This is a genomic window from Streptomyces sp. NPDC048507, from assembly GCF_043199995.1.
Lineage (GTDB): Bacteria > Actinomycetota > Actinomycetes > Streptomycetales > Streptomycetaceae > Streptomyces.
The window spans coordinates 131474-155110 of sequence record NZ_JBICWZ010000007.1 but is presented as its reverse complement, the minus strand read 5'-3'; the positions used below and the strand labels follow the sequence as shown (position 1 = coordinate 155110).

Genomic DNA, 23637 nt, shown 5'->3' with positions numbered 1-23637 from the left:
GGGGCGGGGGTGCGCGCGGGGAGGCCGGATGCGGCGGCAGTAGTCACCGCGGAAGTGTCCCACCCCTTACCGCATGGCGGAACAGGGCGGGCGCGGGCGACAACGCGCAGGTCAGAAGATCAGAAGAGGGGCTGCGGAAGGACTCCCTCCAGCGCGAGCAGCATCCGCTTGGTCTCCACCCCGCCCCCGAAGCCCCCGATGCCCCCGTCGTTCTCCACGACCCGGTGGCAGGCCACGACCAGGGGCAGCGGATTGGACCCCATGGCGTTGCCGACCGCCTGGGCCGCCCCGGGCTGTCCGGCCCGCGCGGCCAGCTCCCCGTACCCGACCACGGAGCCGTACGGGACCGAGCGGTCGAGCTCCAGGAGCACCTGGCGGTTGAAGCCGGAGCTGAGCCGCCAGTCCAGCGGGAGGTCGAAGCGGCGCAGCACACCGGCGAAGTAGGCGTCGAGCTGGCGCATCGGCTCCGCCAGCAGGACCTCCTCGCCCGGGGCCGGGCGCCGGGCGTCGGCGCCGAGCCGGGAGACGAGCGAGCCGATCATCCGCTCGACCCGCTGCGGCCCGGCGTGGAACTCGACCCGGACCAGGCCCTCGGGGGTCGCGGCCAGGAGGAGGGGACCGATGTCGCTGGGGACGACGGTCCATTCGAGGTGCGGCCCGCGGGGCCGCTCGGTGCTGTCCACGCCTCCACGGTACGGCGCCCCGCCGACAGCCCGCCCCGGCCCCGCCCCGCGACCGGCCCCGGCCCGCGCCGGCTCAGAAGCCGCCCACGGCCTCCCGTACGACGTCGGGCATGTTGGTGATGATGCCGTCGACGCCCATCTCCCGGACCTTGCGGGCCGTCGCCGCGTCGTCCACGATCCAGGTGTCCACTTCCATGGCCTTGCCGTGCGCGCCCCGCAGGCCGTGCACCGCCTTGACCCAGTCGGCCGTGATCGTGGTGTGCCAGGGGTTGATCCGGTCGGTGAATTCGGCGTAGCGGGGCAGCTCGGCGACGGTCGGGGTGCCCAGGAAGGCCGTCACCAGGTCGGGCCGCAGCCGGTGCACGATCCGTACGGAGTCGGCGCTGAAGCTCTGCACCACCAGCCGCTGCGAGACGTGCTTGGCGTCTAGCCAGCCCAGCTCGCCGAGCAGCTTGAGGGTCTGCTCCTCGATCCCCGGGTAGAGCTCCGGCTTCTTGATCTCCAGCAGCAGCCGCTGCTGGTTGTCCTGGACCCGGTCCATGTACTCCCGCAGGGTCGGCACCCGGGCGCCCGCGAACTGCGGGTCGAACCAGCTCCCCGCGTCCAGCCGGGCGATCTCGGCCGCCGTGAAGTCCTTGACCAGCCAGGGCTTGCGGTCGGGGAACACCTGCTCGACGTCGGTCGTGCGGGCCAGCGAGTCGTCGTGGATCACGACCAGCTCTCCGTCACGGGTCCGCTGGACGTCGTTCTCGACCCATTTGAAGCCCATCCACATGGCCCGGTCGATCGACTCGACGGTGTTCTCCGGGGCGTAGGCCGAAGCCCCCCGGTGGGCGTACACGACCGGGCCCAGGAAGCGCTGCTGCCCGACGGCGGAGGCGGGGGCCGGGGCCCCCGGCGCGCCGGGGGAACGGGGGGAGCCGGCGGCGCCCGGCGCGGCGGAGGCGGCGGTGCCGCCCAGCACACTGAGGGCGAGGCCCAGGAAGGCGGCGGCTGCCGCGGCGGCGGGTCGGACGACGTACATGTGCGATCTCCTCGGGTCGTGAGCCCTGCTCTGCCTCAAACGGGTGCGGAGCGACAGACGTTGCGGCGACGCACCCGCCGTGCACCGGCGGCGAGCCCTTCCACGGCGATCATGGGGTTGATGATCACCGCCCCGCCACCGAACTACGACAAACGGACCAGACCGCGCTGAGTGTCAGTGGGGGGCCGTACGGTTGACCCATGCGGCCCGTATCGAAGATCGAACGCACGGTGGCGCCTTTCGAGGTCGTCAGCCCCTACCAGCCCAGCGGCGACCAGCCGACGGCCATCGCCGAGCTGGAGAAGCGCATCCGTGCAGGTGAGAAGGACGTCGTACTGCTGGGTGCGACGGGCACAGGCAAGTCGGCGACCACCGCCTGGATGATCGAGAAGCTCCAGCGCCCCACGCTCGTGATGGCGCCGAACAAGACCCTCGCCGCCCAGCTGGCGAACGAGTTCCGCGAGCTCCTGCCGAACAACGCCGTCGAGTACTTCGTCTCGTACTACGACTACTACCAGCCCGAGGCCTACGTACCGCAGTCGGACACCTACATCGAGAAGGACTCCTCGATCAACGAGGAGGTGGAGCGGCTGCGCCACTCCGCGACCAACTCGCTGCTGACCCGGCGCGACGTGATCGTCGTCGCCTCCGTGTCCTGCATCTACGGCCTGGGCACCCCGCAGGAGTACGTCGACCGGATGGTCCCCCTGAAGGTCGGCGCGGAGATGGACCGCGACCAGCTGCTGCGCCGCTTCGTCGACATCCAGTACACCCGCAACGACGTGGCCTTCACCCGCGGCACCTTCCGGGTCCGCGGCGACACCATCGAGATCTTCCCGGTGTACGAGGAACTGGCCGTCCGCATCGAGATGTTCGGCGACGAGATCGAGGCCCTGTCCACCCTGCACCCGCTGACCGGCGAGGTCATCAGCGAGGACCGCGAGCTGTACGTCTTCCCCGCCAGCCACTACGTCGCCGGGCCCGAGCGCATGGAGAAGGCCGTCGCGGGCATCGAGGCGGAGCTGACCGAGCGCCTCGCGGAGCTGGAGAAGCAGGGCAAGATGCTGGAGGCCCAGCGGCTGCGCATGCGCACCACCTACGACCTGGAGATGATGCGCCAGATCGGGTCCTGCTCCGGCATCGAGAACTACTCGCTGCACATGGACGACCGCGAGCGCGGCTCCGCGCCCAACACGCTCATCGACTACTTCCCCGAGGACTTCCTCCTCGTCATCGACGAGTCCCACGTCACCGTGCCGCAGATCGGCGCCATGTACGAGGGCGACGCCTCCCGCAAGCGCACCCTGGTCGACCACGGGTTCCGGTTGCCGTCCGCCCTCGACAACCGGCCGCTGAAGTGGGAAGAGTTCCAGGAGCGCATCGGCCAGACGGTCTACCTCTCGGCCACGCCCGGCACCTACGAGCTCTCGCGCGGGGACGGCTTCGTCGAGCAGATCATCCGCCCCACCGGCCTCATCGACCCGGAGGTCGTGGTCAAGCCCACCGAGGGCCAGATCGACGACCTGGTGCACGAGATCCGCGCGCGCGTCGAGAAGGACGAGCGGGTCCTGGTCACCACCCTCACCAAGAAGATGGCCGAGGACCTCACCGACTACTTCCTGGAGCTCGGCATCCAGGTCCGCTACCTGCACAGCGACGTCGACACGCTGCGCCGCATCGAGCTGCTGCGCGAGCTGCGGGCGGGCGAGTACGACGTCCTGGTCGGCATCAACCTGCTGCGCGAGGGCCTCGACCTGCCCGAGGTGTCCCTCGTGGCGATCCTCGACGCCGACAAGGAGGGCTTCCTGCGCTCGGGGACCTCCCTCATCCAGACCATCGGCCGCGCCGCGCGCAACGTGTCCGGCCAGGTGCACATGTACGCGGACCGGATCACCCCGGCGATGGAGAAGGCCATCGACGAGACGAACCGGCGCCGCGAGAAGCAGGTCGCCTACAACACGGCGAACGGCATCGACCCGCAGCCGCTGCGCAAGAAGATCAACGACATCGTCGCCACCATCGCCCGCGAGGAGCTGGACACCGAGCAGCTGCTCGGCACCGGCTACCGCCAGGCCAAGGAGGGCAAGGGCGCCAAGGCGCCGGTCCCGGCCCTCGGCGGCAAGGCGGCCGGCGCGGCGGGTGCGGCCAAGGCGGGCAAGGGCGGCAAGGGGGCCAAGGGCGCGAAGGCGGCCGAGGTGCTCACGGACCGTCCGGCCGCCGAACTGGCCGCGCTGATCGAGCAGATGACCGAACGGATGCGGGGCGCCGCCGCGGAGCTCCAGTTCGAGGTCGCCGCCCGGATCCGCGACGAGGTGAGCGAGCTCAAGAAGGAGCTCCGGCAGATGAAGGAAGCGGGTCTCGCCTGACCCGGGGCCGGTCAGTAGGGTTGGGGCACAGCCACGGTTACACGCTGCGCGCCCGTTAACGGGGCGGGCTACGGAGAGGGGACAGCGCGTGACGGTCAACATGACCAAGGGTCAGGCCATCAGTCTGCAGAAGTCGGACGGCGGCACGCTGACAGCGGTCCGCATGGGCCTCGGCTGGCAGGCGGCCAAGCGCCGCGGGCTCTTCGGCTCGCGGACCCGGGAGATCGACCTGGACGCCTCGGCGGTGCTCTTCGCCGACAAGCAGCCGGTCGACGTGGTGTTCTTCCGCCACCTGCAGAGCGACGACGGCTCGGTCCGGCACACCGGTGACAACCTCGTCGGCGGCGTCGGCCAGGGCGGGGACGACGAGGCGATCCTCGTCGACCTCCAGCGCGTGCCGGTGCACATCGACCAGATCGTCTTCACGGTGAACTCGTTCACCGGCCAGACCTTCCAGGAAGTGCAGAACGCCTTCTGCCGCATCGTCGACGAGACCAACGGCCAGGAGCTGGCCCGCTACACCCTCGACGGCGGCGGCCAGTACACCGCGCAGATCATGGCGAAGGTGTCCCGGGCCGGCAGCGGCTGGCAGATGACGGCCCTCGGCAACCCGGCCAACGGCCGGACCTTCCAGGACCTGATGCCGGCGATCCTGCCGCACCTGTGAGCACGCCCGCCGCGCAGCGGCGGCAAGAGCAGTAGCGGTCGACAGCAGTAGCAGTAGCGGTATCGGTACGGAACAAGAGAAGAAGGCACGGGGGGTGGCTGCACAGTGACGGCCGAACTGGTCCGGGGGCAGAACCACCCCCTGTCCCGCAACCGGGTGGAGATCAGGGTTTCAGCGGGCGCCGCCGTGCTGGCACTGGCCGCCACCGCCGACGAAGGGGGCCGGCTCGCCGGTCCCCGGGCCCTGGCGCACCCCGGTGCCCGGGCCCTGCCGGGCCTGGAGGTGCCGGACCGGGTCGACGACCGGCACCGGTTCACCGTCGACCTCGACGCCGTCGGGGCCGACGTGCACCGCGTCCGGGTCCTGCTGGTGCTGCCGCCCGGCGGCCCGGCCCGCTTCGGCGCGGTCGCCGTCCCGCACGTGGCCGTGGCCGACCCGGAGGGCGCCGAGCTCGCCGGGTACACCGTCACCGGCCTGGACTCCGAGAGCGCCGTCGTGGCCCTGGAGCTGTACCGGCGCCAGGCCGCCTGGAAGGTCCGGGCGGTGGGCCAGGGCTACGCGGGCGGCCTCGGCGCGCTCCTGGCCGACGCCGGTCTGGCCGGACCCGCCGCCGCGGAGCTGACCGCCGCCGCACTGGGGCTGGTCGCCTCCGGGGACGTCACCCTGGCCGCCCTGCCGACCGGGGGCGCCCCGACCGTCCCGCGCGGGCTGCGCGCCCCCGAGGACCCCGCCCCGGGCCCCACCGCGCCCGCTCCCGTACCGCCGGACCCGCTGCCGCCGGCCGGAGCCGCCGCGGGCCCCGCCACCGTGGCCGGGGGACCGCCCACCATCGACTACGCCCACCCGCGCCGCCGGCGCACCACCGCCGAAGCGCCCGAGCCGGCGCCCCGGCCCGCCCCCGCCGACGCGCCGGGCCGGCCCCCGCGCCCCGTCGCCGGGGACGCCAGTGGCTGGTCCATGGACGAGCGGCTCTACAACCAGGTCTGGGGCATGTTCGAGGACCTGGCCCGCAGCGTCGCCGCCTACCGCAGCGCCGTGGACTTCGCAGACTCCCGGCGGGACCGCGAGCTCGACGCGGCGCTGGCCGACCCCCGCCACCGGCTGGGGGGCGCCGGGGACGCCGCCCGCGACACCGCGCGGGCCCGCCGCGACGACCTCGTCGCGCAGGCCCGGGCCGTCCTCGACCGGGACCTGGTCCAGCTGTCCGCCGAGGCCGAGGTGGTCGAGCCCGCGCTCCCGGCCGCCTACGCCCGCTGGGACGCTCCCGTCTGGCACGCCGGGTCCGTCCCCGAGGAGGGCCCGCTCGCCCTGCGCCTGGGCGACCTCAGCCTCCCCGAGCGGCCCGGTCTGCGGATCCCGATGCTGATGAGGCTCCCGCTGGAACGCGGCCTGTGGATCGACAACGGCCGCACCGGCTCGGAGGCGGCCATGACCATGGACACCGAGCGGCTGCGCCGGCTGGCGATGGACATGGCCGTCGCCCACGCGGCCCGGCTGCTCGCCGTCCACCCCGCCGACCGCTTCCGCGTCCACGTCATCGACGCGGCCGGGGCCGGGGCCGCCTCCCTGGCCCCGCTGGTGCGCGCCGGCGTGCTCGCCGCCCCGCCCGCCGCGGGCGCCGCCGGGGTCACCCGGACCCTGGAGCTGCTGACCCGGCGCGTGGACCTCGTACAGATGGCGCTGCGCGCCGGGGCCCCGGAGGACCTGCCGCCGGACGTGGACCGGGCCGAGCAGCTGCTGGTCGTGCACGACTTCCCGCACGGCTTCGACGACCGGGCCGTCACCCGTCTGCGCTACCTGGCGGACGAGGGCCCCGCCGTCGGCGTGCACCTGCTGATGGTCGCCGACCGTGACGAGGCCTCGGCGTACGGGCCGCTGCTGGACCCGCTCTGGCGCTCGCTGATGCGGCTGTCGCCGGTGCCGGACAGCCATCTCGCCGACCCCTGGGTGCAGCACGCCTGGACCTTCGAGCCGGACCTGCCCCCTCAGGGCAGCAGGGTCCTGGAACAGGCCCTGGAGCGGGTGGCACGGGCCCGGAGGTCCTCCCGCGGCTGACCGTTCATGACCGGGCGCTGACCGCTTCTTGGTCTGCACTTTACCTTTGACCCCCTCCGCGGGTACTGTGGGACGCGCGGAGGGGAGTATTCCTGCTATTTCCTGCGCGGCGTACCCGTCAATACGGACCGTTACGGTCCCGGGGCGCCGGCCCGCGGTCCCTCCGGGCCGCCCGGGTGGAAGAGACCTCCGGCAGCGATGACGCTGACCCTGTGCTGAGCCATCCGCCGGAGGCGTGAATACCGTGGACGTTTCGTTGACCCTATGGGTGCTGACCATCGTCGGTCTGGGCATCCTCATCGGCGCCGACTTCTTCATCGGCCGCAAACCGCACGACGTTTCCATGAAGGAAGCGGGCATCTGGACGGTCGTCTGGATCGCGCTCGCCGCCCTCTTCGGCCTGGGCCTGCTGCTCTTCGGCAACGGCCAGGCCTCCCAGGAGTTCTTCGCCGGCTTCATCACCGAGAAGTCCCTGAGCGTCGACAACCTCTTCGTCTTCGTCCTGATCATGGCGAAGTTCTCGGTGCCCTCCCACCTCCAGCAGCGGGTGCTGCTGGTGGGCGTGCTGATCGCCCTGGTACTGCGCGCGATCTTCATCGCCGCGGGCGCCGCGATCATCACCACCTTCTCGTGGGTCTTCTACATCTTCGGCGCGTTCCTGATCTACACCGCGTGGAAGCTGATCCAGGAGGCCCGCAAGGACGAGGAGGACGAGGAGTTCGAGGAGAACCGGCTCCTGAAGTCGATCGAGAAGAAGTTCGGCGTCGCCGACCGCTACCACGGCACCAAGCTCTTCATCCGGGACAACGGCAAGCGGATCATGACCCCGCTGATGGTCGTCATGCTCGCCATCGGCACCACCGACGTCCTCTTCGCCCTGGACTCGATCCCCGCGATCTTCGGCCTCACCCAGGACCCGTACATCGTCTTCACCGCCAACGCCTTCGCCCTGATGGGCCTGCGCCAGCTGTACTTCCTGATCGGCGGCCTGCTCAAGAAGCTGGTCCACCTCAGCTACGGCCTGTCCGTGATCCTCGGCTTCATCGGCGTGAAGCTGGTGCTGCACGCCCTGCACGAGTCCGGGGTGCACGTACCGCAGATCTCCATCCCGGTCTCGCTCGGCGTCATCTGCGGCGTCCTGGTGATCACCACCATCACCAGCCTCCTCGCCTCGAAGAAGCAGGCGGCGGCCGAAGCCGCCGCCACCCCGCAGGACAAGAGCATCGACGCCTGACGGATGTGAGGGGCCCGGGGGCCCGACGGATCACGCGGGGGCGGCCGCTTCGGCCGCCCCCGTTCCCGTGCCCGCCCGCGTCCGCAGGCGGGCGGGGTTGGTTTCCGGGAGGAGGGCGAAGCAGGCCAGGCTGGTCAGGGAGAGGGCGGTCAGGTAGACCGCCACGCCCCAGGGCGGGCCGGAGCCCTCCGCGAGGGCCGTCGCCACCACCGGGGTCAGGGCCCCGCCCAGCACTCCGCCCAGGTTGTAGCCGACGGCGGCGCCGGTGCAGCGGATCCGCGGGGCGTAGAGCTCGGGGAGGTACGCGCCGACCACCGCGAACGCCGAGACCATCCCGAGCAGCGCCCCCGCGCAGCCGAGGGTGACCAGCAGCGGGTCGGCCGTGCGCAGCAGGGCCACGAAGGGGAACATCCACACCGCGCAGGCCGCGCTGCCGGCCAGGCAGAGCGGGCGCCGCCCCCAGCGGTCGCCGAGCGCGGCGAGCAGCGGGGTGAGCAGCCCCTGGAGCAGGACCGCCGTCATCACGCAGGCCAGCATCACGGTGCGGTCCAGGTGCAGCCGGCCGGTGGCGTACGCGAGGGACCAGGTGGTGACCGCGTAGAAGACGGCGTACCCGAAGGCCATCGCCCCGCCGGTCAGCAGGAGCAGCCGCCAGTGGCCGCGGAAGACCTCGGTGAGCGGTGCCTCGGCCCGCCGGCCGGTCTCGGTGAGCGCGCGGAACTGCGGGGTCTCCTCGGCCGTGCGGCGCAGCCACAGCCCCGTCAGCGCGAGCAGTCCGGCGCCCCAGAACGGCACCCGCCAGCCCCAGGCGGCGAACTGGGCGTCGCTCAGGGTCGCCGACAGGGCCAGGACCACCCCGTTGGCGAGCAGGAAGCCCACGGCGGGGCCCATCTGGGGGAAGCTCGACCACAGCCCGCGGCGCCGCTCCGGGGCGTGCTCGGCGGTCAGCAGGACCGCCCCGCCCCACTCGCCGCCGAGCCCGAGCCCCTGGAGGAAGCGCAGCAGGACCAGCAGGACGGGGGCGGCGATCCCGATGGAGGCGTACGCGGGCACGCAGCCGACGGCCACCGTGGCGAGGCCGGTGAGCAGCAGCGAGCCGAGCAGCACCGGGCGCCGGCCGTGGCGGTCGCCGATGTGGCCGAACAGGACGGAGCCGAGCGGACGGGCGAGGAAGCCGACGCCGAAGGTGGCGAAGGCGGCGAGCGACGCGGCCAGCGGGGAGAAGGCGGGGAAGAACAGAGGGCCGAGGACCAGGGCGGCGGCCGTGCCGTAGGCGAAGAAGTCGTAGAACTCGATGGCGGTGCCGGCGAGGGAGGCCAGGGCGATCCGCAGCATGGAGGGGGAGGTGCCGGGGGGCGGGGAGGGGTGTCGTTGCATGGTGCAGCAGTTACCCCGGCCCGCCCCCTGGGGAGGTGCGTTCGGTGATCATCTACCGGAAGGAGTGCAGGCCGCCGCCGGGTTGACGGCGGCGCGGGTCACCAGCCGCGTGCGCGCCATTCGGCCAGGTGCGGCCGCTCGGTGCCCAGGGTGGTGTCGTTGCCGTGCCCGGGGTAGACCCAGGTCTCGTCCGGCAGCTGCTCGAAGAGCTTGTGCTGCACGTCGTCGAGCAGGCGGGTGAAGGCCTCGGGGTCGTCGTGGGTGTTGCCGACGCCGCCGGGGAAGAGGCAGTCGCCGGTGAACACGTGAGGGTGACCGTGCGGGTCGTCGTAGACGAGCGCGATCGAGCCGGGGGTGTGCCCGACCAGGTGGCGGGCGGTCAGGGAGACCCGCCCGACGGTGACCGTGTCGCCGTCCCCGACGAGGACGTCCGTGGCGACGGGGATGCCCTCGGCGTCGAGGGCGCCCGCGTAGGTCCGGGCGCCGGTGGCCTCCACGACGGGCGCGAGCGCGCCCCAGTGGTCGCCGTGCCGGTGGGTGGTGACGACGGACGCGATGCCGTCGTCACCGATCAGGCCGAGCAGCGTGTCCGCCTCGGCGGCCGCGTCGATCAGCAGCTGCTCGCCGGTGGCCCGGCAGCGCAGCAGGTACGCGTTGTTGTTCATCGGGCCCACCGCGACCTTGGAAATCATCAGGTCCGCGAGTTCGTGCACGTCGGCAGGGCCGCCGACCTTCACCGCTCCGCTGTACGTCATGTCGTCGATCCTAAGGGTGTGCGGGACGGGGGAGGTTTCAGAGCGGCGGGAGCACGGGCAGGCCCGCGCCGTCCGCGACGGTGAGGCCGGCGCCGTGCGTGCCGCGGCCGGCCAGCCAGCCGAGCAGTTCGTCCTTGGGGCCGGAGACGGTCACGGGGGCGCCCTCGGGGCCGCCGGTGTGCCAGACGTCGCCGGTCCCGGCGCGCAGGGTGACGGGCGGGACGTCCGGGCGGCCGGACCAGCGGTCGGCGAGGAAGGCGATCTCGCGGTCGGTGAACTCCTCGGGGAGGTCGCCGAGCCCGTAGCCGACGTTCAGGTCGACGTGGTGCAGCTCGGCCTCGACCAGGCGCCGGAAGGGCACGTTCGAGGCGAGGTCGGTGACGCCGTTGCGCAGTTCGACCGTGCGGGACCAGTCCTGGGCCGGCTCCGTGGTGGCGAGGAAGCGGGCGGCGGAATCACGGAGGTCCGCGAGGTGTTCTTCCAGGGGCCGGCCGGCGTCGCGCGCGATGTCCGCGTCACGGGCGGCGGCGCTCTCGTACATGGGGCGGCCCTCGAAGACGTTGACGAGGGCGTCCGCGTTGCGCGCGAGGTGGGCCAGGATGTGGCCACGGCTCCAGCCGGGGAGGAGTGACTCCTCGGCCAGGGCGGCGTTGTCCAGTTTCGTGACCGCGGTCAGCAGTCGCTCCGTGGCTTCACGTACAGATCGCAGGTCGTGCACATGATCAGTCATGGATCCGAGCGTAGTGGCCCCGGGGCCCTCGCCACACGATCGGGTGAAGCCGTCTCTCGGGTGCCGTAAATCGAATGTGCGTGCTATACGCTCGGGAGTCCTGACCCACTCCGTCGCAGAGGCGCCCCCCATACCCTGGATAGCCGGGGCCCGTGGCCCCCGCTTCTCTCAAGAAAGGTGCGGACCGGCGTGACCGACCGTCTCATCGTTCGTGGCGCTCGCGAGCACAACCTGAAGAACGTCTCGCTCGACCTGCCCCGCGACTCCCTCATCGTCTTCACCGGACTCTCCGGCTCGGGCAAGTCCTCCCTGGCCTTCGACACGATCTTCGCCGAGGGCCAGCGCCGCTACGTCGAGTCGCTCTCCTCCTACGCCCGCCAGTTCCTGGGGCAGATGGACAAGCCCGACGTCGACTTCATCGAGGGCCTCTCCCCGGCCGTCTCGATCGACCAGAAGTCGACCTCGCGCAACCCCCGCTCCACCGTCGGCACCATCACCGAGGTCTACGACTACCTGCGCCTGCTGTTCGCGCGCATCGGCAAGCCGCACTGCCCCGAGTGCCGCCGGCCGATCTCCCGCCAGTCGCCCCAGGCGATCGTGGACAAGGTCCTCGCGCTGCCGGAGGGCAGCCGCTTCCAGGTGCTCTCCCCGCTGGTCCGCGAGCGCAAGGGCGAGTTCGTCGACCTCTTCGCCGACCTCCAGACCAAGGGCTACAGCCGGGCGCGGGTGGACGGCGAGACCATCCAGCTCTCCGAGCCGCCCACGCTGAAGAAGCAGGAGAAGCACACCATCGAGGTGGTCATCGACCGCCTCACCGTCAAGGACGGCGCCAAGCGCCGGCTCACCGACTCCGTCGAGACCGCGCTGGGCCTGTCCGGCGGCATGGTCATCCTGGACTTCGTCGACCTCGCGCAGGACGACCCCGAGCGCGAGCGGATGTACTCGGAGCACCTCTACTGCCCGTACGACGACCTCTCCTTCGAGGAGCTGGAGCCGCGCTCCTTCTCCTTCAACTCGCCCTTCGGCGCCTGCCCCGAGTGCACCGGCATCGGTACGCGCATGGAGGTGGACCCCGAGCTGATCGTCCCCGACGAGGACAAGTCCCTCGACGAGGGCGCCGTCTCCCCGTGGTCGCTCGGCCACACCCGGGACTACTTCCAGCGGCTCGTCGGCGCCCTCGCCGGCGAGCTGGGCTTCCGTACGGACATCCCGTGGGCCGGGCTGCCGCTGCGAGCGAAGAAGGCCCTGCTGTACGGGCACAAGACGCAGATCGAGGTCCGCTACCGCAACCGCTACGGCCGCGAGCGCGCCTACACCACCGCCTTCGAGGGGGCCGTGCCCTTCGTCAAGCGCCGGCACTCGGAGTCCGAGAGCGACGCCAGCCGCGAGCGCTTCGAGGGCTACATGCGCGAGGTGCCCTGTCCGACCTGTGAGGGGACCAGGCTCAAGCCGATCGTCCTGGCGGTGACGGTGATGGAGAAGTCCATCGCCGAGGTCGCCGCGATGTCGATCAGCGAGTGCGCGGACTTCCTGGGCCGGATGCGGCTCGACGCCCGCGACAAGAAGATCGCCGAGCGGGTCCTCAAGGAGGTCAACGAGCGGCTGCGCTTCCTCGTGGACGTCGGCCTGGACTACCTCTCGCTCAACCGCGCCGCCGGCACCCTTTCGGGCGGCGAGGCCCAGCGCATCCGGCTGGCCACGCAGATCGGCTCCGGCCTCGTCGGCGTGCTGTACGTGCTCGACGAGCCGTCCATCGGCCTGCACCAGCGGGACAACCACCGGCTGATCGAGACGCTGGTGCGGCTGCGCGACATGGGCAACACCCTCATCGTCGTCGAGCACGACGAGGACACCATCAAGGTGGCCGACTGGGTCGTGGACATCGGCCCCGGCGCGGGCGAGCACGGCGGCAAGGTGGTGCACAGCGGCTCGCTCAAGGAGCTGCTGGCCAACCCCGAGTCGATGACCGGGCAGTACCTGTCCGGCAAGCGCTCCATCCCGGTGCCGGACGTCCGCCGTCCGGTGAACGGCGAGCGCAGGCTCACCGTCCACGGCGCCAAGGAGAACAACCTGCGGGACATCGACGTGTCCTTCCCGCTGGGCGTGCTCACGGCGGTCACGGGCGTATCGGGCTCCGGCAAGTCGACCCTGGTCAACGACATCCTCTACACGCACCTGGCGCGCGAGCTGAACGGCGCCCGGTCCGTGCCCGGACGGCACACCCGGGTGGAGGGCGACGACCTGGTCGACAAGGTCGTGCACGTGGACCAGTCGCCGATCGGCCGCACCCCGCGGTCCAACCCGGCCACGTACACGGGCGTCTTCGACCACGTCCGCAAGCTCTTCGCGGAGACGATGGAGGCGAAGGTGCGCGGCTACCTGCCGGGCCGCTTCTCCTTCAACGTCAAGGGCGGCCGGTGCGAGAACTGCTCCGGCGACGGCACGATCAAGATCGAGATGAACTTCCTGCCGGACGTGTACGTCCCCTGCGAGGTCTGCCACGGCGACCGGTACAACCGGGAGACGCTGGAGGTCCACTACAAGGGCAAGTCCATCGCGGAAGTCCTCGACATGCCGATCGAGGAGGCGCTGGACTTCTTCGAGGCGGTGCCGACCATCGCACGGCACCTGCGCACGCTGAACGAGGTCGGACTGGGCTACGTCCGGCTCGGCCAGTCCGCGCCGACGCTGTCGGGCGGTGAGGCGCAGCGCGTGAAGCTGGCGTCGGAGCTGCAGAAGCGGTCGACGGGCCGGACGGTCTACGTCCTGGACGAGCCGACGACGGGTCTGCACTTCGAGGACATCTCGAAGCTGATCAAGGTGCTGTCGGGGCTGGTGGACAAGGGCAACTCGGTGATCGTCATCGAGCACAACCTGGACGTCATCAAGACCGCCGACTGGGTCGTCGACATGGGCCCCGAGGGCGGCTACGGCGGCGGGCTCGTCGTCGCCGAGGGCACGCCGGAGCAGGTGGCGTCGGTGGGCGCGAGCCACACGGGCAAGTTCCTGCGGGACATCCTCGGGGCGGACCGGGTCTCGGACGCGGCCGTGCCGGTGGCGCGGACCGCGAAGAAGGCCGCCACCGGGAAGAAGGCCGCCCCGGCCAAGAAGGCGGCCTCGGCGAAGAAGGCCGCGGCGGCGAAGAAGGCCGCGGTGGTCAAGCAGGCGGCCCCGGCCAAGAAAGCCACCCGCGCCCGCAAGGCGTAGCGCGCGGCGGCCGGCGAACGGCCCGGCCCGGCCCCCGCACCCCGACCGGGGGCGGGGGCCGGGCCGTCGGCGCGTCCGGGCCGGTGCGATCAGCCGTCCGATGCCCCGGGGAGCCGCCTCCCCGGGCCGTGGGGGCGGTGTGCCCCGGCCCGGCCCGGGGCCCCGCCGTCAGGCCCGGGCGGGCGCGTCGGCGGCCGTTGCCGGCCGAGCCCGAGCTCGGCCGCGTACGGGGGCTCCGCGCCCGCCCGGGAACAGGTCAGCGCGGCCGCGCGGGCAGCGAAGTCCAGGGCGGCGGGCCAGTCCAGCCGCCCGGCGCCGCCGGCCTCCACGAGCCGGTACAGCAGGGCCGCGTTGACGGTGTCGCCCGCCCCGATCGTGTCCACGACGTCCACCGGCCGGGCCGGCGCACGGTACTCCTCGCCCCGCGCCGTCCGCACCGTCAGACCCGCCGCGCCCCCGGTCAGCACCACCGCCGACGGCCCCGCCGCCAGCCAGTCCTCGACCCGGCCGCCCAGCCACTCCGCGTCCTCCTGCGACAGCTTCAGCACCGACACGTACGGCAGCCAGCCCAGGAACCGCTCGCGGTAGGCCGCCGGGTCGGCGATCACCGCCGGGCGCACGTTGGGGTCGAGCAGGGTCGTCAGCCCGCGCCCCGCCTCGCGCCGCAGCAGGGCCTCGTACGCGCTCGCGCCCGGCTCCAGCACCAGCGAGCAGGTCCCGAGCGCGAGGGCCCGTACACCGGGCGGCAGGGCGGAGGGCAGCGTGAACAGCCGGTCCGCGGTCCCCTCGGTGTAGAAGCCGTACGCCGCCGAGCCGTCCGGGGCCAGCGAGGGCACGGCCAGGGTGGTCGGCTCGGGCCCGCGCTGCACCAGTGACAGGTCCACCCCGGCGGCCCGCAGCCCGGCCAGCAGGGTCTCACCGAAGCCGTCGGTGGACACCCGGGAGCAGAAGGCCGCCCGCGCCCCGAGCCGGCCCAGGGCCAGGGCGGTGTTGTACGGCCCGCCACCGGGCCGGGGCGCCAGCGCGCCCGCCGGCTCCGCGAGGGGCACGAGGTCGATCAGGGCTTCTCCACCGACGACGATCACGCGGGGGAAGCTACCCCATCGACCGCCGGTATCGTCGGGTGGGCCCGCCCGGGCACCGTCACCTCGCGCCAGGAGAACCGCATGTCCGCGTCGCAGTCCGCCGCCCGCCGTACCGTCCTCAAGGGTGCCGCGGCACTCGCCGGGGCCGTGGGCGCCGGGGCGACGCTCTCCGCCTGCTCCACCGGGTCGAACGGCGGCGCGGGCGCCCCGGCGGTCCCGGAGGAGCCGGTCGAGCTGGGCGCGGCGAGCGAGGTGCCCGTGGGCGGCGCGAAGCTGTTCCGGGAGCGCAAGGTCCTGGTCAGCTGCCCGGCGGAGGGCCAGTACAAGGCGTTCAGCGCCCAGTGCACGCACGCCGGGTGCGTCCTCGACAAGATCGACAAGGGTGAGGGCAACTGCCCCTGCCACGGCAGCCGCTTCGACGTCACCACCGGCAAGGTCGTGCAGGGCCCGGCCGACCGGCCGCTGCCGGCCGTCCCCGTCAAGGTGGAGAACGGCAAGCTCATCGCGGGCTGAGCCCGGCGGCAGGACGGGGCACGGCGCGGGCGTCAGTCCCAGTCCCAGGCGATGCCGAGGAGGCCGCGCCGCACCCCCTGCTCCACCAGGTGCACCGCGCGGTGCCGCCCGCTCGGGGTGAGGTCCGCGAGGCCGGTGCGCGGGGCGTGCGGACCGGCGCGGGCGAAGCGGCGGCAGCGCACCGGCAGGGCCGCCTCGTCGAAGCGGACTTGGAGCATGTACTGCCCGCCCGCGTAGCTGAAGCCGCGGACGTACTCCGTGCAGCGCGCGCCCGTGCCGTCCTCGATCCCGTAGCCGAAGACGTACGTGTCCCCGCGCCGCAGCCGGGCGTCGAAGAGCAGCTCCGCCACCACCACGCCCGCCTCCCGGTGGCGCCGGACGCGCCCGGTGCGGCAGTTCTCGTACGCCGCGACCCGCACCCGGTCCGCGTCGCACCCCGGGTCGCCGTGGTGGACGGCGAGGTAGCGGTCGACGCCGTCGCGGTGGGCCCGGACGATCTGCTGGGACTCCCGCGCGCACAGGGCGCCGTCCGCCCCGATGCGGACCCGCTCGTGGTGGCCGACCGAGTGCAGGCCGCCGTCCGCCGGGAGCTCCAGGCCGGCCAGCAGCTGCTCCACCGCCGCGCCGACGCTCACCAGCGCCCGGTACGAGCGGGCCGCGGGGCGGCCCCGGCCCGGCCCGGGGAGGCCGCCGGGGCCGGTCAGCAGGCGCAGGAGGGCGCCGTCGGGCACTTCCAGGATCTGCTCCAGGGCGGCCACGGCCCGCAGCGACTCCGGGTGGCGCGGGCGGCGGGCGCCCTGCTGCCAGTAACTGAGGCTGGTGACGCCGACCTTGATGCCGCGCGCCGCGAGCCGGTGCTGTACCCGGTGCAGGGGCAGGCCGCGGCAGGCGAGGGCGGCGCGCAGCGCGAGGTGGAAGGGGCCCTCGCGCAGCAGGCGGCGCAGTTCGGCCACGACGGCCGGGTCCGCGGGGTGCGCGGCGGGCGGGGAGCCCGCGGCGTCCGCCGCCCCCGCCCCCGCCGTCGGCGCCTGGTCGCCGGTCGGCCGCATGGCGACTCCTCTGTGAACGTTCACACGCGCCGGCGTGGGGGCCGGGCGGGGCCGTACCGGTGGGGGCCGGGGGAGCAGGTGGAACGACAGCAGCCGTTCACACCACAACCCCACCGTTCACACTGCGATGTCACCGCGTATTGAAGCGTGTTGACCTGATCGCGACAACTCCCCGATGCTCCTCCACAGCGTCCGGACGCGCTCCCCCCCACTTCCCACCTCGGGTCCCCACCTCGGGAGGAACGCGATGCGCAACGACAGAACACGGCGGCTTTCCCCGGCCGCCGCCCTGCTCGCCGCCCTGCTCCTCGTCCTGTTGCCCCTCGGCGCCGGTACCGCCACCGCCGCCGCCGCGGGCACGGGCACGACCGCCACCGCCCCGTCCACCGCCGTCCAGTCGGCCACCGCCCCGGACACCCCCGGCGCGGCCCTGGCGTACAAGCGGCTGAACATCACCATGCAGGCCCAGCAGAAGAGCAACTGGTGCTGGGCGGCGAGCGGGAACACCGTGGCCACCTGGTTCGGCCGCGGCTACAGCCAGAACCAGTTCTGCAACGCCGCCTTCAACCGCCAGCAGAACACCGAGTGCCCCAACAACCAGGCCACCCTCGGCAACGTCCAGACCGCCCTGCGCTGGGCCGGCGTCAACTCCGGCAGCTACGTGACCGGCTGGCTCCAGTACGCGACCGTCCAGAGCGAGATCAACAACGACCGTCCGGTCGAGACCCGCATCCAGTGGGCGAACGGCGGCGGCCACATGCACGTCCTCTACGGCTACGACACCGCGAACAGCTGGGTCTACTGGGGCGATCCCTGGCCCTCCAGCGACCGCTACAACTGGGCCTCCCACGCCTGGTACGTGGACAACTCCACCTTCTCCTGGACCCACTCCCTCTACCGGATCGGGGCGTGACCGCCATGATCGTGCGCTCCGCCGCCGCGGCCGCCCTCGCCGCCGCCACCGCCGTGCTCGCCCTGGCCGGGCAGGCCGCCGCGGCCCCCGTACCCCAGCCGCAGACCGCCACCGCCGAGATCCGGGCGGCCGCCCACGAGGCCGCCGCCGCCCCCGCGACCCTGGCCACCCTCTCCCGGTTCTTCGCCCGGGAGGGCACGGCGTCCCCGGCCGCCGCACCGCCCCGGATCGAGGGCGAGGCGATCCCCGTCAGCTACCTCTCCCCGGACTTCGTCGCGGGCCGGGCCGGCGCGAGCGTGGCCCGGCTGGAGTTCCTCGCCAGCCAGGCGGTCTCCTCCGACGGCCGGCGGGCCGCGCTGTGGACCGCGAAGACCGCGCAGGGCTGGCAGGTGGTGAACATCGCCACCGGCGACGACGAGTTCCGCTACGCCCGGCTCGGTGCCGCCAGGCTCCCCGGCGGCACCGTCTTCCGCGAGCCGCAGATCGACGCCTGGTACGTGGCCGGGGGCGGGCGGGTGCTGCCGCTGGACGAGGACGCCGTACGGGCCGTCGGGGACGGGGGCACGACCCTCGCCGCGTACCGCTCCCGGGTGACCCGGGCGTACGGGGACGAGCTCCCCGGCTCGGCCTACGCGCGCTCCGGCGCGGCCGGCGGCTTCGAGCGGTCCGCACCGGATCCGGCCGGGCCCCCGGCGGCCGCGCTGGCCGCCGGCGCCGGGGCCCTGGCACTGGGCGCGGCGGGCTCGGTGCTCCTGCTGCGCCGCCGCCGCACGGCCCGGGCCTGACCCCCCGCCCCGCGGAGCCCGGCCACCGCCAGGGGCCGGGCCCCGCGGGGCCGGGGTACGGCCCGTTGTCGGCGGGCGCCAGTAGGGTGGGCGGCATGGCCGACCCTTCCAGTTACCGCCCCGAGCCCGGGCAGGTTCCCGACTCCCCGGGGGTCTACAGGTTGCGCGACGAGCACCGCCGGGTGATCTACGTCGGGAAGGCCAAGAGCCTGCGCCAACGCCTGGCCAGCTACTTCCAGGACATCGCCGGACTGCACCCCCGTACCGCCACCATGGTCACCACGGCCGCCTCCGTCGAATGGACCGTGGTCTCCACCGAGGTCGAGGCGCTCCAGCTCGAATACTCCTGGATCAAGGAGTACGACCCCCGGTTCAACGTCAAGTACCGGGACGACAAGAGCTACCCGTCGCTCGCCGTCACCATGAACGAGCAGTACCCCCGCGTCCAGGTCATGCGCGGCCCCAAGAAGAAGGGCGTGCGCTACTTCGGCCCGTACGGCCACGCCTGGGCCATCCGCGAGACCGTCGACCTGATGCTGCGCGTCTTCCCGGTCCGCACCTGCTCCGCCGGCGTGTTCAAGCGCTCCGCCCAGATCGGCCGGCCCTGCCTGCTCGGCTACATCGGCAAGTGCTCAGCCCCCTGCGTGGGCCGGGTCAGCCCCGAAGAGCACCGCGAACTGGCCGAGGACTTCTGCGACTTCATGGCCGGCCGCACCGGCACCTACCTCTCCCGCCTCGAACGGCAGATGCACGAGGCCGCCGAGGAGATGGAGTACGAGAAGGCCGCCCGGCTGCGCGACGACATAGGGGCCCTGCGCCGGGCCATGGAGAAGAACGCCGTCGTCCTCGCCGACGCCACCGACGCCGACCTGATCGCGGTCGCCGAGGACGAGCTGGAAGCGGCGGTGCAGATCTTCCACGTACGCGGCGGCCGGGTCCGCGGCCAGCGCGGCTGGGTCACCGACAAGGTCGAGGCCGTGGACACCGCCGGGCTCGTCGAGCACGCCCTCCAGCAGCTCTACGGAGAGGAGAAGGGCGAGGCCGTCCCCAAGGAGGTGCTGGTCCCGGCACTGCCGGAGGACACCCCGGCGCTGAGCGAGTGGCTGGCCGCCCGCCGCGGGTCGGGCGTGAGCCTGCGCATCCCGCAGCGCGGGGACAAGAAGTCCCTCATGGAGACCGTGCACCGCAACGCGCAGCAGTCCCTCGCCCTGCACAAGACCAAGCGCGCCAGCGACCTCACCACCCGCTCCCGGGCCCTGGAGGAGATCGCCGAGGCCCTGGAGCTGGACGGCGCACCGCTGCGCATCGAGTGCTTCGACATCTCCCACCTCCAGGGCGACGACGTGGTCGCCTCGATGGTGGTCTTCGAGGACGGCCTCGCCCGCAAGAGCGAGTACCGGCGCTTCCAGATCAAGACCTTCGAGGGCCAGGACGACGTCCGCTCCATGCACGAGGTGGTGTCCCGGCGCTTCCGCCGCTACCTCCAGGAGAAGCTCAAGACGGGGGAGTGGTCCCCCGAGGACGGCGACCCGCTGCCCGAGGAGGACGACGGCCGCCCCCGCCGGTTCGCGTACCCGCCCCAGCTCGTCGTCGTCGACGGCGGGCAGCCCCAGGTGGCCGCCGCGAAGCGGGCCCTGGAGGAGCTCGGGATCGACGACGTGGCGGTCTGCGGTCTGGCCAAGCGGCTGGAGGAGGTCTGGCTGCCCGGTGAGGACGACCCCGTCGTGCTGCCCCGCACCAGCGAGGGGCTCTACCTGCTCCAGCGGGTGCGTGACGAAGCCCACCGGTTCGCCATCCAGTACCAGCGCAACAAGCGCGGCAAGCGCTTGAAATCGGGCCCCCTCGACGAGGTTCCCGGCCTCGGCGAGAGCCGCCGGCAGGCCCTCATCAAGCACTTCGGTTCGGTGAAGAAGCTGAGACAGGCGACAATCGACCAGATCTGCGAGGTCCCGGGCATAGGACGCAAGACGGCCGAGACCGTGGCCGCGGCACTCGCCCAGGCTCCCCCGGCCGGTCCTGCCGTCAATACGGCGACAGGAGAGATCATGGAGGACGAGACACCCGCGCCTGCGGGAGCAGCGTCCGAACGGGGGACCGAGCAATGACCGAGCACGAGACCGCGCAGACCACGCCTGACCACGCGAACGACAACACGCACGACAACACGCACGACAACACGCAAGAGAACGCGCACGACGGAGACGGAGCACAGGTGAGTACGGGCACGACAGTGGAGCCCGGCGACAACGCCGAGGCGGCCATCCCGGAACTGGTGATCATTTCCGGGATGTCCGGGGCCGGCCGCAGTACCGCGGCCAAGTGTCTGGAGGACCTCGGCTGGTTCGTCGTCGACAACCTCCCGCCGGCGCTGATCCCCACCATGGTGGAGCTCGGCGCCCGCTCGCAGGGCAACGTGGCGCGCATCGCCGTCGTCGTCGACGTCCGGGGCCGCCAGTTCTTCGACGCCCTGCGCGAGTCCCTGGCCGACCTGGAGTCCCGCGGGGTCACCCGGCGCATCGTCTTCCTGGAGTCCTCCGACGACGCGCTGGTCCGCCGCTTCGAGTCGGTCCGCCGCCCGCACCCCCTCCAGGGCGACGGCCGCATCGTCGACGGCATCGCCGCCGAGCGGGACCTGCTGCGCGAGCTGCGCGGCGACGCCGACCTGGTCATCGACACCTCCAGCCTCAACGTCCACGAGCTGCGCGCGAAGATGGACGCCCAGTTCGCCGGGGACGAGGAGCCCGAGCTGCGGGCCACCGTCATGTCCTTCGGCTACAAGTACGGCCTCCCCGTCGACGCCGACCTCGTCGTCGACTGCCGCTTCATCCCCAACCCGCACTGGGTCCCGGAGCTGCGCCCCTTCACCGGGCTCAACGAGGAGGTGTCCGGCTACGTCTTCAGCCAGCCCGGCGCCAAGGAGTTCCTCGACCGCTACACCGAGCTGCTCCAGCTCATCGCCACCGGCTACCGCCGCGAGGGCAAGCGGTACGTGACCATCGCGGTCGGCTGCACCGGCGGCAAGCACCGCAGCGTGGCCATGTCCGAGAAGGTCGCCGCCCGCCTCGCCTCCGAGGGAGTCGAGACCGTCGTCGTCCACCGGGACATGGGGCGCGAGTGACCGGACGGACCCTGCGGCTGCGCCGGCTGCGCCGCCTCACCCCCACCCGGGGCGAGGACGGCGTGGCCGTGCGCACCGGCCGCCGCGGCGCGGCGGCCGACAAGGTCGCCGCGCCCAAGGTCGTCGCCCTCGGCGGCGGCATGGGCCTGTCGGCCTCCCTCGCGGCCCTGCGCCGGATCACCGGCGAGCTCACCGCGGTGGTCACCGTCGCCGACGACGGCGGCTCCAGCGGCCGGCTCCGCGAGGAGCTCGGCGTGCTGCCCCCCGGCGACCTGCGCAAGGCGCTGGCCGCGCTGTGCGGGGACGACGACTGGGGGCAGACCTGGGCCCGCGTCATCCAGCACCGCTTCCAGTCGCGCGGCGACCTGCACGAGCACGCCGTCGGCAACCTGCTGATCGTCGCCCTGTGGGAGCAGCTCGGCGACCCCGTCCAGGCCCTCGACCTGGTCGGGAGGCTGCTGGGCGCGCAGGGCCGGGTCCTGCCGATGTCGGCGGTGCCGCTGGAACTCCAGGCCCTGGTCAAGGGGCACGATCCGGCCCGCCCGGACGACGTGGACACCGTACGGGGCCAGGCCACGGTGGCCCTCACCCCCGGCGAGGTGCTCTCCGTCCAGGTCGTGCCCCGCGACCCGCCGGCGGTGCCCGAGGCCGTCGCCGCCGTGCTCGACGCCGACTGGGTGGTGCTCGGTCCGGGCTCCTGGTTCTCCTCCGTGATCCCGCACCTGCTGGTGCCGGAACTGCTCGACGCGCTGATCGCGACGAAGGCCCGGCGGGTCCTCTCGTTGAACCTCGCGCCGCAGCCCGGCGAAACAGAGGGCTTCTCTCCGCAGCGTCATTTGGAGGTTTTGGCCCGACACGCCCCTAAACTCGCCCTGGACGTGGTGCTGGCCGACGAGGCCGCCGTACCCGACCGCGAGTCCCTCGCCGATGCCGCGAAACGGTTCGGTGCCGCGGTCGAGCTGGCCCCCGTGGCCAGACGGGACGGCTCTCCGAAGCACGATCCGGAGCTGCTGGCCGCCGCGTACGACCGTATTTTTCGGATGCATGGAAGGATCGGCCCATGGCGATGACGCCCGCGGTGAAGGATGAGATTTCCCGGCTCCCCGTCACCCGGACCTGCTGCAGAAAAGCGGAGGTCTCGGCGATCCTTCGGTTCGCGGGCGGGCTGCACCTGGTGAGCGGCCGCATCGTCATCGAGGCGGAGCTGGACACCGGGGTCGCCGCGCGGCGCCTGCGCAAGGACATCCTGGAGATCTTCGGCCACTCCTCCGACCTGGTGGTGATGGCCCCGGGCGGACTGCGCCGGGGCAGCCGCTTCGTCGTACGGGTCGTCGCGGGCGGGGACCAGCTCGCACGGCAGACGGGCCTCGTGGACGGCCGCGGGCGCCCGATCCGGGGTCTGCCCCCGCAGGTGGTCTCCGGGGCCACCTGCGACGCCGAGGCGGCCTGGCGCGGTGCCTTCCTGGCCCACGGCTCCCTCACCGAGCCGGGCAGGTCCTCCTCGCTGGAGGTCACCTGCCCCGGTCCCGAGGCAGCCCTGGCCCTGGTGGGTGCCGCCCGCAGGCTCTCCATCGCCGCGAAGGCGCGCGAGGTGCGCGGCGTGGACCGGGTCGTCGTGCGCGACGGCGACGCGATCGGCGCGCTGCTGACCCGCCTCGGCGCCCACGACTCGGTGCTCGCCTGGGAGGAACGGCGGATGCGGCGCGAGGTGCGCGCCACCGCCAACCGCCTGGCCAACTTCGACGACGCCAACCTGCGCCGCTCGGCGCGGGCCGCGGTGGCCGCCGGCGCCCGCGTCCAGCGCGCCCTGGAGATCCTCGCCGAGGAGGTTCCCGAGCACCTCGCCGCGGCCGGCCGGCTGCGCATGGAGCACAAGCAGGCCTCCCTGGAGGAGCTGGGCGCGCTCGCCGACCCGCCGCTGACCAAGGACGCGGTCGCCGGCCGGATCCGCCGCCTGCTGGCGATGGCCGACAAGCGGGCGCAGGACCTGGGCATCCCGGGCACCGAGTCCAACCTGGACCTCAGCGAGGAACTGGCCGACAACATGGCGGGCTGACCCGCCCGTCCGTCCGCACC

19 protein-coding genes are annotated in these 23637 nt (G+C 72.9%); 12 read left to right on the top strand and 7 right to left on the bottom strand.

The window, feature by feature from the left end; translation table 11 throughout:
* Window positions 1-119: 119 nt before the first annotated feature.
* A complete protein-coding gene (locus ACGFXC_RS20920; protein WP_393714849.1) occupies window positions 120-683 on the bottom strand; it encodes a methylated-DNA--[protein]-cysteine S-methyltransferase in 564 nt (187 codons plus the stop codon).
* Between the two features lie 73 nt (window positions 684-756).
* Window positions 757-1707, bottom strand: coding sequence for a glycerophosphodiester phosphodiesterase (locus ACGFXC_RS20915; RefSeq protein ID WP_393714848.1), 951 nt, complete (start codon window positions 1705-1707; stop codon window positions 757-759).
* Window positions 1708-1907: 200 nt separating this feature from the next.
* Here ACGFXC_RS20915 and uvrB point away from each other — a divergent pair, with 200 nt between their 5' ends.
* The 4 genes from uvrB to ACGFXC_RS20895 all read left to right on the top strand — a co-directional run bounded on the left by uvrB (window position 1908) and on the right by ACGFXC_RS20895 (window position 8029).
* Window positions 1908-4073, top strand: a complete 2166-nt coding sequence (gene uvrB, locus ACGFXC_RS20910; RefSeq protein WP_393714846.1) for an excinuclease ABC subunit UvrB — start codon at window positions 1908-1910, stop codon at window positions 4071-4073.
* Between the two features lie 88 nt (window positions 4074-4161).
* On the top strand, window positions 4162-4740 hold the full coding sequence (locus ACGFXC_RS20905; protein WP_393714845.1) for a TerD family protein: 579 nt from the start codon (window positions 4162-4164) through the stop codon (window positions 4738-4740).
* Window positions 4741-4845: 105 nt separating this feature from the next.
* Window positions 4846-6795, top strand: a complete 1950-nt coding sequence (locus ACGFXC_RS20900) for a TerD family protein (protein ID WP_393714843.1) — start codon at window positions 4846-4848, stop codon at window positions 6793-6795.
* 244 nt (window positions 6796-7039) lie between these two features.
* Window positions 7040-8029 (top strand): TerC/Alx family metal homeostasis membrane protein, encoded by a 990-nt coding sequence (locus tag ACGFXC_RS20895; protein WP_393714841.1) that lies wholly within the window; start codon window positions 7040-7042, stop codon window positions 8027-8029.
* A 30-nt stretch (window positions 8030-8059) separates the two neighbouring features.
* Here the strand turns inward: ACGFXC_RS20895 and ACGFXC_RS20890 are convergent, their stop codons facing one another.
* The 3 genes from ACGFXC_RS20890 to ACGFXC_RS20880 form a co-directional block, all read right to left on the bottom strand.
* The gene (locus tag ACGFXC_RS20890; protein WP_393714839.1) at window positions 8060-9406 is read right to left on the bottom strand and encodes an MFS transporter; all 1347 of its coding nucleotides are present in this window, start codon (window positions 9404-9406) and stop codon (window positions 8060-8062) included.
* A 98-nt stretch (window positions 9407-9504) separates the two neighbouring features.
* The gene (locus ACGFXC_RS20885; protein WP_393714837.1) at window positions 9505-10161 is read right to left on the bottom strand and encodes an MBL fold metallo-hydrolase; all 657 of its coding nucleotides are present in this window, start codon (window positions 10159-10161) and stop codon (window positions 9505-9507) included.
* Between the two features lie 37 nt (window positions 10162-10198).
* Complete coding sequence (locus tag ACGFXC_RS20880) at window positions 10199-10891, bottom strand: maleylpyruvate isomerase family mycothiol-dependent enzyme (RefSeq protein WP_393714836.1); 693 nt, start codon at window positions 10889-10891, stop codon at window positions 10199-10201.
* Window positions 10892-11080: 189 nt separating this feature from the next.
* Between ACGFXC_RS20880 and uvrA the strand changes: the two genes are divergently transcribed.
* The gene (uvrA, locus tag ACGFXC_RS20875) at window positions 11081-14098 is read left to right on the top strand and encodes an excinuclease ABC subunit UvrA (RefSeq protein ID WP_393714834.1); all 3018 of its coding nucleotides are present in this window, start codon (window positions 11081-11083) and stop codon (window positions 14096-14098) included.
* Between the two features lie 89 nt (window positions 14099-14187).
* On the opposite strand, the gene ACGFXC_RS20870 is transcribed toward uvrA, so the two are convergent.
* Window positions 14188-15183, bottom strand: a complete 996-nt coding sequence (locus ACGFXC_RS20870; protein WP_393714832.1) for a carbohydrate kinase — start codon at window positions 15181-15183, stop codon at window positions 14188-14190.
* An 81-nt stretch (window positions 15184-15264) separates the two neighbouring features.
* Between ACGFXC_RS20870 and ACGFXC_RS20865 the strand changes: the two genes are divergently transcribed.
* Window positions 15265-15696: a Rieske (2Fe-2S) protein gene (locus ACGFXC_RS20865; RefSeq protein ID WP_393714830.1), complete on the top strand. Its 432-nt coding sequence runs from the start codon at window positions 15265-15267 to the stop codon at window positions 15694-15696.
* Window positions 15697-15728: 32 nt separating this feature from the next.
* Here the strand turns inward: ACGFXC_RS20865 and ACGFXC_RS20860 are convergent, their stop codons facing one another.
* A complete protein-coding gene (locus ACGFXC_RS20860; RefSeq protein WP_393714828.1) occupies window positions 15729-16745 on the bottom strand; it encodes a hypothetical protein in 1017 nt (338 codons plus the stop codon).
* 247 nt (window positions 16746-16992) lie between these two features.
* Here ACGFXC_RS20860 and ACGFXC_RS20855 point away from each other — a divergent pair, with 247 nt between their 5' ends.
* The 6 genes from ACGFXC_RS20855 to whiA all read left to right on the top strand — a co-directional run bounded on the left by ACGFXC_RS20855 (window position 16993) and on the right by whiA (window position 23617).
* Complete coding sequence (locus ACGFXC_RS20855) at window positions 16993-17658, top strand: papain-like cysteine protease family protein (RefSeq protein ID WP_393714827.1); 666 nt, start codon at window positions 16993-16995, stop codon at window positions 17656-17658.
* Window positions 17659-17663: 5 nt separating this feature from the next.
* Window positions 17664-18443: a hypothetical protein gene (locus tag ACGFXC_RS20850; RefSeq protein WP_393715347.1), complete on the top strand. Its 780-nt coding sequence runs from the start codon at window positions 17664-17666 to the stop codon at window positions 18441-18443.
* A 95-nt stretch (window positions 18444-18538) separates the two neighbouring features.
* Window positions 18539-20548 carry an excinuclease ABC subunit UvrC gene (gene uvrC / locus ACGFXC_RS20845; RefSeq protein WP_393714825.1) on the top strand — a complete coding sequence of 670 codons (2010 nt, stop codon included), beginning with the start codon at window positions 18539-18541 and terminating at the stop codon, window positions 20546-20548.
* A complete protein-coding gene (gene rapZ, locus ACGFXC_RS20840) occupies window positions 20545-21561 on the top strand; it encodes an RNase adapter RapZ (RefSeq protein WP_393714823.1) in 1017 nt (338 codons plus the stop codon). The genes uvrC and rapZ overlap by 4 nt, the downstream gene beginning before the upstream one ends.
* Window positions 21558-22631 (top strand): uridine diphosphate-N-acetylglucosamine-binding protein YvcK, encoded by a 1074-nt coding sequence (yvcK, locus tag ACGFXC_RS20835; RefSeq protein ID WP_393714821.1) that lies wholly within the window; start codon window positions 21558-21560, stop codon window positions 22629-22631. Before rapZ ends, yvcK begins: the two co-directional genes overlap by 4 nt.
* Window positions 22622-23617, top strand: coding sequence for a DNA-binding protein WhiA (gene whiA / locus ACGFXC_RS20830; RefSeq protein ID WP_393714819.1), 996 nt, complete (start codon window positions 22622-22624; stop codon window positions 23615-23617). The genes yvcK and whiA overlap by 10 nt, the downstream gene beginning before the upstream one ends.
* Window positions 23618-23637: the final 20 nt, after the last annotated feature.